General features: G+C 39.5%; 14 protein-coding genes and 1 pseudogene. 4 read left to right on the top strand and 11 right to left on the bottom strand.

Translation table 11 applies throughout. From position 1 onward, the window contains the following. Positions 1–177 precede the first annotated feature (177 nt). The 7 genes and pseudogenes from I6F45_RS21620 to I6F45_RS11430 all read right to left on the bottom strand — a co-directional run. Positions 178–454: pseudogene (locus I6F45_RS21620) on the bottom strand (hypothetical protein); the annotation flags it as partial. An 84-nt stretch (positions 455–538) separates the two neighbouring features. Continuing rightward, positions 539–1,045: a hypothetical protein gene (locus I6F45_RS11455; RefSeq protein ID WP_197160523.1), complete on the bottom strand. Its 507-nt coding sequence runs from the start codon at positions 1,043–1,045 to the stop codon at positions 539–541. Further along, complete coding sequence (locus I6F45_RS11450) at positions 1,045–2,121, bottom strand: hypothetical protein (protein WP_197160521.1); 1,077 nt, start codon at positions 2,119–2,121, stop codon at positions 1,045–1,047. The genes I6F45_RS11455 and I6F45_RS11450 overlap by 1 nt, the downstream gene beginning before the upstream one ends. 149 nt (positions 2,122–2,270) lie before the next feature. Beyond that, complete coding sequence (locus I6F45_RS11445) at positions 2,271–2,747, bottom strand: GreA/GreB family elongation factor (protein ID WP_197160519.1); 477 nt, start codon at positions 2,745–2,747, stop codon at positions 2,271–2,273. Positions 2,748–2,933: 186 nt separating this feature from the next. Beyond that, positions 2,934–3,878: a protein translocase subunit SecF gene (secF, locus tag I6F45_RS11440; RefSeq protein ID WP_197160517.1), complete on the bottom strand. Its 945-nt coding sequence runs from the start codon at positions 3,876–3,878 to the stop codon at positions 2,934–2,936. Next, on the bottom strand, positions 3,871–5,709 hold the full coding sequence (gene secD / locus I6F45_RS11435; protein ID WP_197160515.1) for a protein translocase subunit SecD: 1,839 nt from the start codon (positions 5,707–5,709) through the stop codon (positions 3,871–3,873). Before secD ends, secF begins: the two co-directional genes overlap by 8 nt. Before the next feature lie 110 nt (positions 5,710–5,819). Further along, entirely contained in the window at positions 5,820–6,281 is a 462-nt protein-coding gene (locus tag I6F45_RS11430; RefSeq protein ID WP_197160513.1) for a hypothetical protein, read from the bottom strand. Positions 6,282–6,389: 108 nt separating this feature from the next. Here I6F45_RS11430 and I6F45_RS11425 point away from each other — a divergent pair, with 108 nt between their 5' ends. From I6F45_RS11425 to I6F45_RS11410, 4 genes are all read left to right on the top strand, one after another. Continuing rightward, complete coding sequence (locus tag I6F45_RS11425) at positions 6,390–8,168, top strand: ABCB family ABC transporter ATP-binding protein/permease (protein WP_197160512.1); 1,779 nt, start codon at positions 6,390–6,392, stop codon at positions 8,166–8,168. Positions 8,169–8,723: 555 nt separating this feature from the next. Next, positions 8,724–10,802, top strand: coding sequence for a M13 family metallopeptidase (locus I6F45_RS11420; RefSeq protein WP_197160511.1), 2,079 nt, complete (start codon positions 8,724–8,726; stop codon positions 10,800–10,802). A 265-nt stretch (positions 10,803–11,067) separates the two neighbouring features. Then, the gene (locus I6F45_RS11415) at positions 11,068–11,781 is read left to right on the top strand and encodes a YebC/PmpR family DNA-binding transcriptional regulator (RefSeq protein ID WP_024592923.1); all 714 of its coding nucleotides are present in this window, start codon (positions 11,068–11,070) and stop codon (positions 11,779–11,781) included. A 79-nt stretch (positions 11,782–11,860) separates the two neighbouring features. Continuing rightward, positions 11,861–13,150 carry a leucine-rich repeat-containing protein kinase family protein gene (locus I6F45_RS11410; RefSeq protein ID WP_197160510.1) on the top strand — a complete coding sequence of 430 codons (1,290 nt, stop codon included), beginning with the start codon at positions 11,861–11,863 and terminating at the stop codon, positions 13,148–13,150. Positions 13,151–13,243: 93 nt separating this feature from the next. Here I6F45_RS11410 and I6F45_RS11405 read toward each other — a convergent pair whose 3' ends face one another. From I6F45_RS11405 to edd, 4 genes are all read right to left on the bottom strand, one after another. After that, positions 13,244–14,368, bottom strand: coding sequence for a sterol desaturase family protein (locus I6F45_RS11405; RefSeq protein WP_165740598.1), 1,125 nt, complete (start codon positions 14,366–14,368; stop codon positions 13,244–13,246). 194 nt (positions 14,369–14,562) lie between these two features. After that, entirely contained in the window at positions 14,563–15,567 is a 1,005-nt protein-coding gene (gene gap / locus I6F45_RS11400) for a type I glyceraldehyde-3-phosphate dehydrogenase (protein ID WP_165727417.1), read from the bottom strand. 9 nt (positions 15,568–15,576) lie between these two features. Then, positions 15,577–16,197, bottom strand: coding sequence for a bifunctional 4-hydroxy-2-oxoglutarate aldolase/2-dehydro-3-deoxy-phosphogluconate aldolase (gene eda, locus I6F45_RS11395; protein ID WP_002959756.1), 621 nt, complete (start codon positions 16,195–16,197; stop codon positions 15,577–15,579). Between the two features lie 33 nt (positions 16,198–16,230). After that, complete coding sequence (gene edd / locus I6F45_RS11390; protein ID WP_165740596.1) at positions 16,231–18,081, bottom strand: phosphogluconate dehydratase; 1,851 nt, start codon at positions 18,079–18,081, stop codon at positions 16,231–16,233. Between the last annotated feature and the right edge of the window lie 167 nt (positions 18,082–18,248).

The raw sequence follows: 18,248 nt of genomic DNA, 5'->3' as shown, positions 1-18,248 counted from the left end.
CTACATAAAGGCTAGCCTCTAACTTCGAAAAGTGCAAAATTTAGAGTGGGTGTCTGGTTAATTTTCTGTATTTTTACGCAGCATATAAAGAAGTGTTTGGTGTTGTTTAAATTGGCGTTTGGGAAGTGATTACGAGTGGTTGAGTGGCTTTTATTTAGGTTAAAAGGGCTTCCCTTCTTAATGCATCGTGTTTTGCAGTTTTTCTATATTATGAACAAGGCAATACAGTTGCCGCAGCGTCAAGTAAGGCATTCACTTTCGCTTGACCTCTTAAGGTCAATTTATTCATACCTTTGTTCACTGTAATGTTCCGCTTTTTATTTAAAGGAAAGCCGGCTCAATACAGCCTAGTCGTTTGCCATTCTTTAATAAACAGCTATCGTCGACCTATAAGGCTGTCTATTGTTACTTTCATTTTGTCTACATAGCTCATCTTTTTGCGTGATGCATTATTTATAATAATGCACTTTTTATGCTGTTTTTGTTGGCTTTTTTCGTAATAATTAGGATGGGTGTCATCCTAATTTTGTTCATATCGCTATCTTTGCGCATTACTAGAAACTTCATCGGCTAACTGTTGCAGCCCTATTACAGAATCTACACCAGTTATTATTATTCTCAAAAGAGAAGCAACTTGTAAGTATGATAGAATCCCAAATAAGGATAAAGCTAAAAACTTAAACAAATAACTATATTCTAAATAGAAACTAAATTTTGGTACTATTGAAGAAAATACATTATAAATAATACAGATACAAATCATCAAACACGCAATCATCATCGGATTAACCAACGACTTAATTTGATCTACTCTAACTTGCCTTTTCTCTCTTGTATTTCTTATATCTAAAATTCTAACTTCAGCATCATTTTTTAATAAAGCGATCCAAGCTCCTAATACTCCGAAAATTATTGCCGATATAGATATCAATGAATTATATAAGGTATTGTAGTCCGATTTATCTAGCTCTTCACTGACAACTACCGATAAAGCTATAATAACAATCGTGATAATCACATGAATAACATAGATAAAATATTTCATTATGCCCTCTTCGATAACATACCATCAACTTTACTTAAAAAATTAGCATCTAATTCTATTAATAACTCCAACAAAACGGGGGTGTTGTCTGTTGAGTACTTTATTTTCAAACCAGGGAACTTCTCTTCAGCTTTAATTCCGCTCAAAGATTTATTCGGTATATCTCCAGTGAAAACAAATGTTACATCATAGGCATTCGAATAGCTATTATCTATATATTGCTCAACAAAGAAATCAACATCTTTAGCATTAATTGTTGTTGGGTATTCGATCTTAATTTCTCTATTATCAGTAGGTTCGTTACTATGAAATAAGAAACCAATTTTGTCTTTTATCCCATGCCAATACTCTTCCTTATGATTGATCCTAACCCGCACTTTACGAATCAATTTACGAACACTTACGACATTAGATTTTATAAATTTGATCTCACCTTTAAGCTTCAAGGGTTGTATTTGTATACTAGGTTTCAATTTCGAATCAGGTATCCTATCATCAGTTGATGAATTAAGATTCCTTTGTTGTAATGTGAAGGCTGTATGTTCCCCATTTTCGGCTGATGTTCTTATTATTTGTTCTGAAAAGCCATTTAAAAATCCATTGAGGTATTTTCTTAATTGAATGATACCAAGACTTGAATGATCTTCTGTGTTTATTGCAACAATAATATTCCTTGATGGAATTACCCAGAAAATACTCATAAACCCAGGAATTTGTCCTGCTTTAGCTTTAGTTGCATCAATAGTGCCAGTCCCAACCGGCTTACTCCCTGACACATAATTTATTGCTCCCTTGTGGTTTTCAATTTCATTCCATAAAGCTATGATAGAATTTCCTGTTATAGGACATTCTTCAACTCCCCACAAATAAGCAGGTAATAAAATTTTCTCGTTAGAGTAGACACTTGTTTCTATGAGGGGTTTTTGACTTATAATACCCCACTTCTTAATTTGTTCTATCAGTTCTTTTACACTAAGGGCTAATGGTGGTTTATCCCATTTTTTATATAATCCACACCTTTTTACATCAAACAATGTGAAATCTACATGAGTAGTCGTTGAATATCCATTTCCCATAATTTTCTCTTTTTTTTAGTTATTAATTTTTTAGCCCAACTTAACACACTAATTTATAATTAAAAAGTAGCTACAACTCATACTTGTTCATAGATTTAATTGATTACAAACTGTTATCAACAAGTATTTTATAACTACGCTTTCAATTATTATAAAATCTCTACCACCACGTATTCGTGGACTTTACCTGCGATTGTTAACGTAATTTCATCATCAATCTGTTTATTTAATAACTGCTTACCCATTGGTGCGCCGGGAGTTACTACAGCAATGGAGTGCTGTTTAACATTTACGGTTAAACCACCAGCGGCTGGGCCTAAATAAAACCATTTTTGCGCTGCATTATCATCTTCTAAACATACCAACGAACCGATAGCTATTTTGTCGGTTGGTTTTTCGTTAAAAACAGGCTCAAACAATTCTATGCTTTTATAGCAATCGTTTACGCGCTGGGCTTGGCCTTGTGCTAAATATGCGGCTTCGAGCCCTAAGGTATCGTATTTGTTTTCGGCTATGTTTTCTTCATGTGTGGCAGTGTCGTGCGCGGTTTTTGCCGCTACTTTTGCTGTTGTAAGCTGCGCTTCTAGTGCAAAACGAAGGTGTTCGATAACGTGGGTTTTATTCATGGGGATTAATACAATACAGGCTGTAAAAAATAAGACAGCTAGTTTAACATTTTTGCGGGGCTTAAAACCATTGTTTTAAACCCCGCAAGGTTGGTTGGAATACTAGCCGGGTTTAAATAAACATTAAACAAGCAAAGAACCATTGATTGGTTGGTACGGCTCTTTGCTTGTGTTTTATTTAAAACCTTATGGCATATCTAATAATGTTTGCGTGTGAGCATCTACTTTAACTTCGTAGTTTTTAGCACTTAAACCCATTAGCTCCGGTAAAGTCGCCGCTATACAAATAGACGAGAACGTACCCACTACAATGCCGGTAAATAATGCAATAGCAAAACCTTGCAGTGGTGCGCCTGCAAGTAACCAAACGCTCGCAACCGTTGCAAGTGTGGTACCCGACGTTATTAAGGTGCGCGTTAGTGTACTTTTAATCGCATTATTAATAATAGTCGCAGGGCTAAGTACATTGTTTGATTGAACACGTAAAAGCTCGCGTACTCTATCCCCTACTATTATTGAGTCGTTAAGTGAGTAACCAATAATAGCTAGTAAACTTGCCAGTACGGTTAGGTTAAATTCAATTTGTAATAGTGAAAATAACCCAAGTACGAGTATCAAATCGTGCACTAGCGCAACCACAGAGCCAACAGCTAAACGCCATTCAAAGCGAACTGCAAGGTAAAGCATTACCGCAATCATTGCAGCAAACATGGCTAAACAGCCTTGATCAAATAACTCATCGCCTACTTGCGAGCCAATATAAGCCGACGATAACACCTGTGCGTTTATATCATCGTTTTGTGTAACAGCACTTTGCCAATCAAGGCTATTAGCTGTTGTTGATGTAGTTGATGCACTTGGCGCTTCTCTTAATTGAAAATGGCTATTACCTTGCGCGGTTAGCTCAAACTCACCGTTGTGATTTTTAGCAATAAACGATTGAAGCTCTTTTAGTTCAACACTTTGGCTGGTTGTAAACTCAGTTAAATAACCGCCGGTAAAGTCTAGGCCAAAATTTAGACCTTTTTGCGTAAGCGTAAATACGGATAGTAGCACTAAGATGGCGCTTAAAAGCATGCCCATAAAGCGTAAACGTGTGCCCTTTTCACCTTTCAAAAAAGTGTTAAGCATGTGTTTTTACTCCTGCTTTTTTACCCATTTTTAAATACAACGTTTGGCTTAATATTTTTGATACATACACACCTGTAAATACAGATGTTAAAAGCCCCAGTGCGAGTGTAATAGCAAAACCTTTAACGGGCCCGTAGCCTATGCCGTATAAGATAAGTGCGGTGATCATGGTGGTTATATTGGCATCGAATATTGTATTTGCGGCTTGTTTATACCCCTCTTGAATAGCTTGATATGGTGCACGGCCTTGGCGACGCTCTTCTTTAATGCGTTCAAATATTATTACGTTGGTGTCTACCGCCATACCAATGGTTAGTACTAGGCCTGCGATACCCGGCAGCGTTAACACAACCCCTGGTAATAATGACATTAAGCCCACAAGCGACGTTAGATTTAATATAAGTGCTACGTTTGCAATAAGACCTAAACGGCGATACCAAAGCGCCATAAATGCAAGGGTAATACCCATGCCTAACATAAGCGCGGCTAAGCCATTACTAATGTTTTCGCTGCCGAGGCTTGGCCCTATTGTTTGTTCGTGCACAATTGTAACGGGTGCTGTAAGCGAGCCTGCACGTAGTAACAATGCCAGATCGGCTGCCGCTTGTTGGCTTTTCATATTGGTGATACTAAAACGCGAACTTAAATGCTGAGCAATATTGGCAACATTAATAACTTCACTTTTTTTAACTACTTCGCCTTTAGCGTTTTGAGAATACTCAGAGTAAACCGTTGCCATTGGCTTACCAATATTGGCTTTTGAAAACGCCGACATTGCATCGCCGCCTTGGCCGTCTAGGCTAAGTTGAACAAGTGGTTTACCCCAATCGTCGCGGCCTATGTTTGCATTATTAATATGATCCCCTGTAAAAATTGGTACAGGATCGAGCTTTATCGTTCCGCCCGATTGCATATTAAATGTTTGTCCGCCAATTTCTTTTAATTGATAAAAACCAAGCGATGCAGTTGCACCAATAATACGCTTAGCTTCGGTTGGATCTTGCACGCCTGGTAGCTCTATACGAATGCGATGTTTGCCTTGTTGCTGTGTTACCGCTTCGGTAATACCTAACTCTTCAATACGTGAACGAAGAGTTGTAAGGGTTTGCCCCATAACTTCTTTATCAAAGCTGCTTAGCCCTTGCTCTGAATAACTAAATTTGGCAGTTTTAACGCTGCCGTTATTGCTTGTTACAACGGCTAAATTAGCAAATCGGCTTTGTAGCTCTTCAATAACGGGGGTTAGCTTGTCGGTTGCATTAGGCAATGCGTTTATTTCAAACCCGTGCTGAGTTTGCTGCGCTTTTACGCCATGTGCTTTTTGCTTAATAATAATTGATTTAGCTTGTTGATACGCACTGACTAATTGCTCATCAACGGCTTTATCTAAATCTACGTCTAGTACAAATAGCACACCGCCATTTAAATCAAGGCCCAGCTTTATTGGTGATAAGCCAAAATCTTGCAACCATGTTGGGCTGGTTGCATGCTCAACAATTTTAACTTGCGTGTTTGGGTATTGCGCTTTTATAGCCGCTTGCGCCTGAGCGCTTTTAGTTGGCTCGTTTAAAAGTACATTAATAGTTGATTGTTTATCTAAGCCCTGCTCAACCTCAAGCCCTTGGTTATTTAAAAAGGTAACTAGGGTTTTAGTGCTCGGTAAAGATTGTGTTTCGCTGTGCGGAGCAGCACTGATGTGCAACCACGATTTATTTGGATATAGGTTTGGTAATGCACTGATAGCTAATAAAACCAATACTATTAGCATGGCTATATAGCTTAATTTGAATTTAGCCGTAGACGGCTTTTTATCTTTTTTAAAACTTAACATGTTTAATCCTTACTATCAGCCATTAGCTGATAACGTACTTTTTAAAAGCACAATTAATCTGCAGGCTAAAACTTTAAAAGTTAAAACCTAATAAAATTAAATAAGGAAAATTAAGCGTGGTAGGTAGTGACAGCTCTGTAGAGTAAGTTAACGTCTTTCCAGCCACTTAAACGCGACTTTTTACTATTAGTAACAAACGTGTACCAAGGCTGTATAGGATTAACAGCGCGTGGTTTTAAAAATATATGCCTAACAAGGTTTTGAGCAAAAAATTCAAAAACAACATCGTATTCAGATTCACTTTGAACAGTGTGCAAAAACAATGATGAATTATTGGCAGTTAACCGTGGTTGGTGCGCGTCAAAATCGGTTTGATGCGTTTTTTTATGCTGCGTAGTATCTACAGACTTACTAATAGGCTGTATTTTAGTTAAATCGCCAATATCAGTAAGCGAAACCTGCGTACTAATATTGATATTTAAATTTTGTGAGGCGCCCACAGCATTGCTCTGCACACTAAAAAGTGCAGCAAATAGCAAAAAGGCAGTTAAAAACACTCTAAATTTAAACATTCACGTTTTAAAACTAAAATAAGGGATGCACAGTATATAAGGGCTAGTATTTGAAATACAATAGCCCTTAGTTATTTACTATCTAATTTAATTTTACTGAGACTTTTAATGCGCCCCAGACAAAGCAGTGAAAAACGACCAGACGCCATGAATTTACGCCAAAGCGTAAAAACACTGTGGCCCTACCTTACAAAATTTAAAGGCAGAGTATTTATAGCGTTAATAGCGCTGATTGGTGCTAAAGGTGCCACTTTGTTGATGCCTTGGGCGCTTAAAGAAATTATAGACTCGGTTGATAAGTCGATTAACCCACTGTTAGTTATTCCCGCTTTATTGTTGTTGATGTACGGTGCACTGCGTTTTGCTAGCGTATTTTTAGGTGAAATAAGAGATGCTGTATTTTCGCGCGTAACCGAGCACGCCATGCGTGATATTGGTTTAAAAGTATTTAAGCATTTGCACTCACTTGAGCTGGCTTTTCATTTAGATAGGCAAACCGGTGGCATTAGCCGCGATATAGAACGCGGTACGAGTGGCTTAAGCTTTTTAATGCGCTTTTTAATGTTTAACATTGTGCCTACTTTATTTGAAATACTGACCGTAGCAATTATTTTTGGCACGTTGTTTTCTGTTTGGTTTGCGCTTATTACATTACTGGCAGTTGCTATTTATATTACCTTTACTGTGGTGGTTACTCAGTGGAGAAACCGCTTTATTAGAGAAGCAAATGCTGCCGACAATCAAAGTAATACCCGCGCCATAGACAGCCTACTTAATTATGAAACTGTAAAGTATTTTAATAATGAGCAGTTTGAAGCAAAAACGTACGACACCTTTTTAGCAAACTGGGAAAAAGCCCGTTTAAAAAATAGAATGTCGTTGCTCGCCCTTAACTCAGGCCAAGCACTTATTATTGCTTGTGCTATTACCGCGTTAATGTGGTTGGGCTCAACCGAAGTAGTTGCGGGTAAGCTCTCTATTGGTGAACTGGTAATGATTAACGCGTATATGATTCAGCTATTTTTACCGCTTAACTTTTTAGGTTTTGTGTACCGAGAAATAAGACGCGCGCTAACCGACCTTGAAAATATGCTTGGGCTACTTAACAAAAAACCACAAATAACCGATGCACTTAATGCAAAAGAGCTCAATATTAGCCAAGGTGAAATAACATTTAACAATGTAAGCTTTAGTTACGATGCGCATCGCCCTATTCTTAATAACCTTAGCTTTAGTGTTAAAGCAGGCAGCAAAGTAGCCATTGTTGGAGCCAGTGGAGCTGGTAAAAGCTCATTAGCCCGACTACTTTATCGTTTTTATGACGTAAGCGGTGGTGAAATTAGTATTGATAATCAAGCTATAAATTCAGTAACACTTAATAGTTTACGAAAAGCCATTGCAATAGTGCCGCAAGATACCGTGCTGTTTAATACCACTATTCGTGAAAATATCGCTTACGGTAGGCCATCAGCAAGCGATGCAGAAATTGATGAAGCCATTGCTATGGCGCATTTAAAAAACTTTATAGCCACACTTGATAAAGGCGATAAAACACTGGTTGGCGAACGTGGTTTAAAAGTATCCGGCGGCGAAAAACAGCGTATTGCTATTGCGCGCGCTATTTTGAAAAAGTCCCCTATTTTAATTTTTGATGAAGCAACTTCTGCTCTCGATTCTCATTCTGAGCAAGCAATACTCGCAGCAATGCGTGAAGTGGCCAGTAACCATACGAGTATTGTAATTGCTCATCGCCTTTCTACTATTACCGATGCAGACACCATTATTGTGCTCAAAGCCGGACAAATTATTGAGCAAGGTAAGCACGATGAGTTACTTACTCTCGCCGGAGAATACGCCCGTATGTGGGAGCTTCAGCATAAAAAATAAGGGATAGTAGGCGTGAGTTTACCTCGCGCTTTTTGAGCCAATTTAAACAAGCGCGGCATAAAGCCGCGCCTACACATAAATTTAAACCCCAGCTCATGAATACATCTAAGCATCGCTATTAAACCGTAGGCGTGAGTTTACCTCACGCTTTTAAGCTAATTTAAACAAGCGCGGCATAAAGCCGCGCCTACAGATAAATTAAAGCCCCAGTCCATGAATACATCTAAGCATCGCTATTAACTGTGGGCGGGAGTTTACCTCGCGCTTTTAAGCTAATTTAAACAAGCGCGGCATAAAGCCGCGCCTACAGATAAATTTAAGCCCTGCCCCATGAATAAACCTAAACATTGCTGTTAAAGCGTAGGCGTGAGTTTACCTCTCGCTTTGGGCTTGGCCTCTTCTTACTTAATCTAAGTTTTATCGAGCGCTGTGGTGATTCACCTCAAAAGGTTTGTTTGTCTGATTAATATCAATAACAATCGATAAGTTAAATATTCGTAACAATAAAAATGATTCATACCTATTTGAATCAAAAAAGCTCCTCAGGGGAACATAATGAAAAAGAGTTTAATTGCCGCAGCATTAGCTGCCACATTTATTACCGGTTGTTCAGAGCCGCAAACAACAAAAACAGACGAGCAACAACCTAAAGTAGCTACAGCAACAGTGGCAGAAAAAGCCGAATTAGGTAGTTTTGGTGTTGATTTAACAGCGCGTAACGAAGCCGTTAAACCAGGCGATGACTTTTTTATGTATGCCAGCGGCACATGGTATGACAACTATGAAATGCCTGCAGATAAAACTCGCTACGGTGCATTTTCAGGATTAGCTGAGCGCAGCGAAGACGATGTTAAAGCTATTATTGAAGAAATAGCGGCGCGTAAAGATTTAAACGCAGAAGAAAAACTCGTTGCTGATTTTTACAATGCGTATATGGATACCGAAACGCTTAATAAGCTAGGTGTGGCGCCAATCAAACCATTGTTAAGTGAAATTAGTGATATATCGTCAACTGACGATTTAGCTGAAATGTTTGGAAAGTCTTGGTTAACCGGTAATAAAGCCCCTTTTGGCGGCGGCATGTGGTTCAATCGCCTAGACCCTAATAAATATGAAATGTCACTCGGTGCTGGTGGTTTAGGCTTACCCGATCGCTCTTACTACCTTGAAGACGCTGAGCGCTTTGTTAAAACGCGTGCAGCCTATGTTGCCCACATTGCTGATATGCTTGAATTTACAGGCACTGAAAATACCGCTGAGCGTGCTCAAGCAATTGTTGATCTTGAAACTAAGATTGCACAAGGTCATTGGCCTCGTGAAAAACGTCGTAATCGCGACTTAACCCTAAACCAAGTTGAACGTGCCGATTTAAGCACTGCTTATCCTGGCTTTAACTGGGATTTATACTTTGCACAAACAGGTTATAAAGTACCTCAGTTAAATGTGTCTCAGCCTGAGCCAATAAAAGCGATGATTGAGCTAATCAATCAAGAAGACATTGCAGTATGGAAAGATTACTTAACGTATCACGCTATTAGCGGTAACGCGGGTTTACTATCAGAGGACGTATTTAATACTAACTTTGCTTTTTTTGGTAAAGAACTAAACGGACAACAAGAACCTCGCCCTCGCTGGAAACGTGCAATAAGCGAAATGTCGGGTACGACCTCTCTTGGTTTTGCTATTGGTAAAATATACGTAGCGCGTTACTTCCCTGAGTCATCAAAACAGCAAATGTCTGAGCTGGTTGAAAACCTACGTACAGCCCTGGGTGAACGTATTGATAACCTAGAGTGGATGGGCGATGCCACAAAAGTAAATGCGCGCGCTAAGCTTGCTGCATTTGTACCAAAAATTGGTTACCCCGATGTTTGGCAGTCTTATGACGGTTTAAGCATTACCAAAAACGATTTAATCGGTAATGTGAAAAACATGCGTGAGTTTTTCCACGCAGAAAGTGTTGAAAAAGAGCTACAAAAAACAGATCGTAACCGCTGGGGCATGACGCCACAACGCGTAAACGCTTACTACAACAGCTCATTTAATGAGATTGTATTTCCGGCTGCGATATTACAACCGCCATTTTTCGATCCAAATGCCGATCCGGCTGTAAACTATGGCGGTATTGGCGCTGTAATTGGTCATGAAATGGGTCATGGGTTTGACGATCAAGGTTCAAAATCAGACGAAAACGGTGTGCAACGTAACTGGTGGACTGATGCTGATCGCGCTGCATTTGACAAAAAAGCAGACCAACTTGCTGCCCAGTACAGTAAGTACGAGCCAATCGAAGGTAACTTTGTAAATGGTCGAAATAGCCTTGGTGAAAACATTGGTGATGTAGGTGGTTTATCAATGGCTTATCATGCTTACAAGCTAAGTTTAAATGGTAAAGAAGCGCCTGTTATTGACGGTGTGACTGGCGATCAACGTTTCTTCCTTGCATGGGCACAAGTATGGAAAGAAAAACGTACTGAACAAAGCATGCTTAACCAACTTCGTGGTGGCACACATGCACCAGGTCGCTTTAGAGCACAGGCGCCACGTAACCACGATGCATGGTACAAAGCGTTTGATGTAAAACCAGGCGATGCGTTATACCTTCCTGAAGATGAACGTGTACGCATTTGGTAAATAAAATGGGGCTTTAGTTAGTCTCGTTTAATTTTATTACCCTTAGGCAACTCATTAAATGAGTTGCCTTTTTATTTAGTTAAATTTGCTCTGAAAACCACCTTTTAGCCCTCCCTAAAATCCCTTAATAACATGCACTTTAGATGGCTTTTAAACGCGACAGTTTTAATCAGCTTTAATACTTACTAGCCCTTGAATGCATTTACCTTTAGAATACGTACTATAATTTTATTCTATTATTTACATATATTAAGGCGAAACGCAGATGGGAAGAGCTTACCAAAACAAAAAAGATTCAATGGCTAAGACTGCGGGTGCTAAAACTAAAGTTTATTCTAAGTACGGCAAAGAAATTTATATTTGTGCTAAAAACGGCGGTGTAGACCCAGATGGTAACTTATCATTACGTCGTTTAATTGAGCGCGCTAAAAAAGACCAAGTTCCAGCACACGTTATTGACCGCGCAATAGACAAAGCAAAAGGCGGCGGCGGTGAAGACTACTCAGCAACTCGTTACGAAGGTTACGGCCCTGGTAACTGTATGATTATTGTTGACTGTTTAACTGACAACAACAAGCGTACCTTTGCTGATGTACGTGTTTGTTTTACTAAAGCAAATGCTAAAATTGGCGCTCAAAACTCTGTTTCACATTTATTTGATCACCTTGCTATTTTTGTATTTGACGGTGATGACGATGAAACGGTACTTGAAGCACTAATGATGGCTGATGTTGATGTAACTGACGTAGAAGTTGATGACGGTAAAGTCACTGTTTTTGCTCCTCACACAGAGTACAACAACACACGTACAGCGCTTGAAGAAATGGGCGTGACTGAATTTGACGAAGACCTAATTAGCTTTGTGCCACAAATTGAAACGCCTATTGAAGGCGAAGATGTAGAAGTTATGGAACGCTTTTTAGCCATGCTAGAAGATTGCGACGATGTACAAAACGTTTACCATAACGCGCAATTCTAAAGAACAATTTAGTAAGTTAGAACGACTTTAAGCCAACAGCTATGTTGGCTTTTTCATTTTTAGAACGTGGTATAAATATATGAACTCCCTTAAAGAGCTTAAAAGTGGCAAGCTTGTTGGTGCTACTCACCTGCAATTAGTAGAAGAGCTAACCACATTTCCTGAAGAAATTTTTAGCTTAGCTGACACGCTTGAAGTGCTCGATTTATCAAATAATAACTTATCAACACTACCTGATGAATTTGCCTGTTTAACACGCCTTAAGCGAGTATTTTTGTCGTTTAATCAGTTTAAGCATATTCCTGAGATTTTAGCTAAGTGCCCTGCTCTGATAATGGTTGCATTTAAAGGCTGTAAAATAACTGAGTTTAGTGACTATTGTTTACCAAAAAAAATTGAATGGCTCATACTAACCGACAACAATATTACTGAGCTGCCTCAAAGTTTTGGCCAATTTACACAGCTTAAAAAGTTAGCGCTTGCGGGCAATCAAATTAAGCAGCTGCCAAGTAGCATGGCGCAGTGTAAAAATCTTGAGCTTGTTAGGCTCTCTGCTAATAACTTAACACACGTAGACGACTGGCTTTTTGAACTGCCTAAACTTACTTGGCTGGCGTTTGCCGGTAACGATTTTAATAAGCCCCAGTGCCTTACAAAGTGCAGCTTAGAAAATAAGCCTCTTAACGATTACACTCTTAGCCATGTTATTGGTCAAGGTGCCTCGGGCGTTATTCATTTAGCAAAATCGGCTGATAGCGCTGTAGCAATTAAATTATTTAAAGGTGCAATTACCAGCGACGGCTACCCGCTTGATGAAGTAAATTGCTGCTTACAAGCAGGCGACCACGCTAGTTTAATTAAGGTACTTGCTTATATTGAACAAAGTGATCAGCTAGGTTTAGTGATGGAACTAATAGATAAAAGCTTCGCTAATTTAGGCCTGCCTCCAAGCCTCGAAACCTGTACGCGTGATACCTTTAATAATGATTGCCATTACTCAACTCACGCTATTTTAAAAATTACAAAACAAATGGCAAGCACACTGCACCACTTGCATACTAATAAAGTGAGCCATGGTGACATTTATGCGCACAATACTATGATTAACCAAGACCATGATGTTTTGTTTGGTGATTTTGGTGCTGCTACTAATTTAGCCATGTTAAGTGAGTATCAACAAAAGCAGTTAGAGCTTATAGAAGTAAGAGCCTTGGGCTGTTTAATTGAAGACTTATTAGGCACGGTAACCGGCGATGATAGGCAAAGTGAGCTATTTGATAAAATGTCCGATATGGCAAAACGCGCTATGCAACCTGTATTAAATCAAAGACCTACATTTACTGAATTATTAGAAGAGCTAAATATATAATTCAGTATTAATTAAATAAATTCTAAAAGGGAGCAACGTATAACGCGTTGCTCCCTTTTAGTTTATATTGTGTATTTATTCGAACTTTCGAATTTATTTAGTGCGCTTAAACGGGTAAACCTGTTGTTTAAGCATACCTACCGGCATGTAATCCCCGACTACACCGTATGCTTCTGGCCACTCTTTTTGGCCTTTAACAGCAGTACCAAACGCGTAATCTAAAAACGAAAAATGCGCAGCGTAGTTGCGGTCAATCGCGGCTTTATCTGACGCATGATGCCAATGATGAAACTGCGGTGTAACCATAAAGTACTTAAGCCAGCCAAACCTAACGCGTACATTTGCATGGTTAAACACAGCCTGTAAACCCACAATTATGACGTATAAACTAATTATTTGCTGTGAAAACCCAAGTACAAATATGGGCGTGAGCACTAAACTGCGAGTAACCAGTATTTCAAGAATATGCTGGCGAGAGCCCGCTAACCAATCCATTTCTTTGGCGCTGTGATGTACACCATGAAAACGCCATAGTAAAGGAACTTCGTGATAAGCACGATGCACCCAATATTGCATTAAATCGGCCACGAGTATAATTAAAAACAACTGCACTACAAATGGTGTTTGCTCTATATAACCTTGAATAGTCGTTGATACAGCCCAGCCAAAGCCATAATGCACAAAGTGGTTAGTAACGAGTAATACAAAACCAATAATTAAATGATTTACAAAAAAGTGGTTTAAATCTCCCCGCCATTCGCTACGTAATATTTTTTGATCTTTACGATGTGGTAGTAGCTTTTCAATCACGATAAATATAAGCGTTGAGCCGAGCAAATCTAAAATAAACCAATCAAGCCCTATGTAAGGTGTGTCGCTTGCAAACTCGTTTACCTCAACGTTTGGTCCGCCAAACATAATTGCCAGAATAATAAAAAACCACGCTGTAGCTCCTAAGCGTTTATTGGTATTACGTACAAAGTTAAGTAGCCCTAAACTGCCCGAGACCAATAATGATGCAAACATAAGTTGGCGTAAAAAGTCGACGCTGTAGCTTTTGCGTAGTTCTGGTGTGGTTAAATATTCAGGAAAGTGAAACGCTAATACGCCTAAGCAACTCAGTATTGCTAAAAAGCAGGCTATGTAGCCACTTATGTTGCCCTCACCTATTTGTAGATGATTTGTGCGAAATATCTTTCGTGATAAAGCTTTGATCATTGTTATTATTCCTTGCGTCGTTTAAATATAACGAGATTTCCATGACCCAATATTAACAAAATTTAGGATATAAAAAATATAAATAGTTCCCTCCATAGTCTGAGTTGCAAATATACAGATAAGCCAAACACAAAAAAGCCACGAATGCGTGGCTTGGTTGGATAAAGCTAAAACTTTACATCATTAGGGCTGTATTATAAAAACGCACCTAATGCTTTAACTTGGTCTAACATGCGGTTTGAGAAACCCCATTCGTTGTCGTACCAAGCCATTACTTTTACTAGATTGCCATCGGCTTTAGTTTGCGTAGCATCAAAGATAGATGACGCAGGGTTATGGTTAAAGTCGATAGAAACAAGCGGAAGCTCATTATATTGTAAAATATCTTTCATTGAACCCGTTGACGCTTCTTTCATGATTGCATTGATTTCTTCTGCAGTCGTATCGCGCTTAGTAATAAACGTAAAATCAACTAAAGATACGTTGATTGTTGGTACACGTACCGACATACCGTCTAATTTACCAGCAAGTTCTGGTAATACTAAACCAACAGCTGCCGCAGCACCTGTTTTAGTTGGGATCATAGATTGAGTTGCACTACGAGCACGGTATAGATCAGGGTGGTATACGTCAGATAAATTTTGATCATTCGTATAAGAATGAATAGTAGTCATGCTACCTTTTTCAATACCTACTGTGTCGTTAATTGCTTTTGCAAGCGGTGCTAAACAGTTAGTAGTACAAGAAGCATTTGAGATGATGTGGCTATCAGCGTTAATTACATCGCTGTTTACACCATGAACCACTGTTGCATCCATATCTTTACCTGGAGCAGAAACGATTACTTTTTTAGCGCCTGCAGTAATATGTTTAGCTGCATCTTCGCGTTTAGTGAAAAAACCAGTACATTCTAAAACGATATCTACATTTAGTGCTTTCCACGGTAAGTTTGCAGGGTCACGCTCTTGCGTTAACGTTATTACGTCATCGTCAATTAACATGGTGTTATTTTCAAGTGTTACTTTTTTAGAAAATTGACCATGAACTGAGTCATACTGCGTTAAATGTGCATTAACGTTAGCAGGTGCTAAATCGTTAATTGCTACAATTTTAATTTCGCTGTTTTGAGCTGACTCATAAAGTGCACGTAAAACATTTCTACCGATACGGCCGTAACCGTTAATTGCTACATTAATCATTTTAGACTCCTATTTAAGTTCACTTGCTTGGCGAGCAAGCGCTTCAATTGCTTGCCAGTCTTTATTTTCAATTAGTTGTTTATCTAGCATCCACGTACCACCAACACATATAACGTTATTAAGCGCTAAATAATTAGGTGCGGTTGCTAAGCTTATGCCACCAGTTGGGCAAAAAGTAATATGTGGTAATGGGCCACCGATTGATTTAAGCATGGCTGTTCCGCCTGCAGCTTCTGCTGGGAAGAATTTTAAATACTTAAAACCGTGCGACGCAAGTTGCATAACTTCACTTGCAGTTGCAGCGCCTGGTAAAAATGGTATATCTGATGTTTTAGCCAAAGCAATAAGCTCATCGCTCACACCTGGACTCACCATAAAATCTGCACCAGCGGCAACCGAAAGATCAAAACTTGCTTTATCTACTACCGTACCAGTACCTACATAGGCTTCAGGTACTTCTGCTTTCATCAGCTTTACAGCTTCTGCAGCAATAGGTGTACGTAGTGTTATTTCTAAGGCTTTTAAGCCACCGTTATATAACGCTCTTGCAAGTGGTGCTGCATCTTCTAATTTTTCGATTACAACCACTGGCACTACGGGTGCCGATGCTAAGATTTTTTCAATACTCATTACTTGTTCCTCATTACCCAGTATGGCTAATATTTATTCAAGTCCAAAAGCACTCGCGCCTAAATCGGCACTGCTTACGATATTTCTAAATCCAGTAAATAATTCTCTGCCTGTACCAAATGTGGCACTTGGTTGGCTAAGTTCTGCTTCACGTTTAGCAAGTTCTTCGTCGCTAACGTGTACTTTTAATATTCCGTTTGGCGCATCAAGCGTCACTAAATCACCTTCTCGGATTTTAGCAATAATGCCGCCTTCTACTGCCTCTGGTGCTAAGTGAATAGCAGCTGGTACTTTACCTGATGCACCCGACATACGGCCGTCAGTAACAATAGCTACTTTAAAGCCTTCATCTTGAAGCGTTGCCATTACTGGCGTTAATTTATGTAGCTCTGGCATACCTTTCGCTTTAGGGCCTTGCTCTTTTAGCACGGCAATAAAGTCTTGGTTTAATTCGCCACGCGTGTATGCATCTTGCAAAGCACCTTGTGAACTAAATACTTTTGCTGGAGCAGTAACAACCTGATGCTCAATAGCAACCGCTGACACTTTGATAACGGCTTTACCTAAGTTACCTGTTAGAAGTTGCAGACCACCTTGCTTACTAAAAGGGTTACTCACAGGGCGAAGCACTTCTTCATCATGTGAGTTTGCTGGGCAATCTACCCATTTAACTTTAGTTGGGCCGGTTGAGTTGCTCATGATCAGGCTATCGTCTTTATCTAAACGAGGCTCTGTCATGTATGGCGCTAAACCATCACCTAGCATTGTTTTAACGTCTGTGTGTAAATAACCGGCGCTTGCTAGTTCACGCATTAAGAAACCCATACCGCCCGCTGCTTGGAAGTGGTTTACATCAGCTGAACCATTAGGGTAAATACGTGTAAGCAGTGGTACAACTTCTGATAAATCAGACATGTCTTTCCACGTAACCTGAATGCCCGCCGCTTTTGCTATCGCAACAATATGAATAGCATGGTTAGTAGAACCACCTGTAGAAAGCAGGCCTACTAAACCGTTTATAATCGTTTTTTCGCTGATCACATCAGCTAAACATGGGCTTTCTTTATCATCTGTAAGCTGCTTAAGCATAGTTTCTACAGCATTACCTGTAAGACCATCGCGAAGCTCAGTGTAAGGATTAATAAACGAGCTACCAGGAAGGTGTAAGCCCATTATTTCCATTAACATTTGGTTTGAATTTGCAGTACCGTAGAACGTACAAGTACCTGCACTGTGATAAGACGCGCTTTCAGCTTCTAATAAGTCTTCACGGCTTACTAAACCTTGTGCAAATTTTTGACGAATACGTGCTTTTTCTTTATTAGGAATACCTGACTGCATTGGGCCTGCTGGTAAAAAGAACACAGGTAAATGACCAAACGACAATGCACCAATTAATAAACCCGGGACTATTTTGTCACAAACACCTAAACAAAAAACGCCATCAAACACATCGTGCGAAAGAGAAATTGCCGTAGACATAGCAATTACATCACGAGAAAAAAGCGAAAGTTCCATGCCGTCACGCCCTTGCGTAACACCATCACACATTGCAGGAACGCCACCAGCAACTTGTGCTGTAGCATCGAATTTGGTAGCAATGTCTTTAATTAAATCTGGGTAATCTTTGTATGGCACATGAGCCGAAAGCATATCGTTATATGAGTTGATAATAGCAAGATTTGGCTGCTCATCAGCCTTTAAGCGCGCTTTGTCATCACTGCTACAAGCAGCCATAACATGGGCTATATTTCCGCAACCTAAACCGGCACGAACTCTTGTTTGTTTTTTTGCGTGCGAAATACGTTCTAAATAATCTTGACGGGTATTTTTACTGCGTTCGATAACGCGCTGGGTAACTTCTTGAATACGAGGATGTAACATAATTTAACTCATCTCTATTAGTTAGAGGATAAAGGCTCAGTAGCAACTACAGACTCCACGTAAATAACTGTACTGAGCATCTTTGATTTACCCGTTCAAAGGTACGCTACCAGGGAGCCTCTCACAACAACCCTGACACCGGTGTCACTGTATTAACGCATAGCAAT

The sequence above is a fragment of the Pseudoalteromonas sp. SWYJZ19 genome, from assembly GCF_015864375.1.
GTDB classification, from domain to species: Bacteria; Pseudomonadota; Gammaproteobacteria; order Enterobacterales; family Alteromonadaceae; genus Pseudoalteromonas; species Pseudoalteromonas arctica.
The sequence above is the reverse complement of the archived record's forward strand: the minus strand, read 5'-3'. Positions and strand labels throughout refer to the sequence as shown.

What these genes read in the sequence shown, in the direction of transcription:
- I6F45_RS11455 (WP_197160523.1), bottom strand. Translation starts at nt 1,045, where the DNA reads ATGAAATATTTTATCTATGTTATTCATGTGATTATCACGATTGTTATT.
- I6F45_RS11450 (WP_197160521.1), bottom strand. Translation starts at nt 2,121, where the DNA reads ATGGGAAATGGATATTCAACGACTACTCATGTAGATTTCACATTGTTT.
- I6F45_RS11445 (WP_197160519.1), bottom strand. Translation starts at nt 2,747, where the DNA reads ATGAATAAAACCCACGTTATCGAACACCTTCGTTTTGCACTAGAAGCG.
- secF (WP_197160517.1), bottom strand. Translation starts at nt 3,878, where the DNA reads ATGCTTAACACTTTTTTGAAAGGTGAAAAGGGCACACGTTTACGCTTT.
- secD (WP_197160515.1), bottom strand. Translation starts at nt 5,709, where the DNA reads ATGTTAAGTTTTAAAAAAGATAAAAAGCCGTCTACGGCTAAATTCAAA.
- I6F45_RS11430 (WP_197160513.1), bottom strand. Translation starts at nt 6,281, where the DNA reads ATGTTTAAATTTAGAGTGTTTTTAACTGCCTTTTTGCTATTTGCTGCA.
- I6F45_RS11425 (WP_197160512.1), top strand. Translation starts at nt 6,390, where the DNA reads ATGCGCCCCAGACAAAGCAGTGAAAAACGACCAGACGCCATGAATTTA.
- I6F45_RS11420 (WP_197160511.1), top strand. Translation starts at nt 8,724, where the DNA reads ATGAAAAAGAGTTTAATTGCCGCAGCATTAGCTGCCACATTTATTACC.
- I6F45_RS11415 (WP_024592923.1), top strand. Translation starts at nt 11,068, where the DNA reads ATGGGAAGAGCTTACCAAAACAAAAAAGATTCAATGGCTAAGACTGCG.
- I6F45_RS11410 (WP_197160510.1), top strand. Translation starts at nt 11,861, where the DNA reads ATGAACTCCCTTAAAGAGCTTAAAAGTGGCAAGCTTGTTGGTGCTACT.
- I6F45_RS11405 (WP_165740598.1), bottom strand. Translation starts at nt 14,368, where the DNA reads ATGATCAAAGCTTTATCACGAAAGATATTTCGCACAAATCATCTACAA.
- gap (WP_165727417.1), bottom strand. Translation starts at nt 15,567, where the DNA reads ATGATTAATGTAGCAATTAACGGTTACGGCCGTATCGGTAGAAATGTT.
- eda (WP_002959756.1), bottom strand. Translation starts at nt 16,197, where the DNA reads ATGAGTATTGAAAAAATCTTAGCATCGGCACCCGTAGTGCCAGTGGTT.
- edd (WP_165740596.1), bottom strand. Translation starts at nt 18,081, where the DNA reads ATGTTACATCCTCGTATTCAAGAAGTTACCCAGCGCGTTATCGAACGC.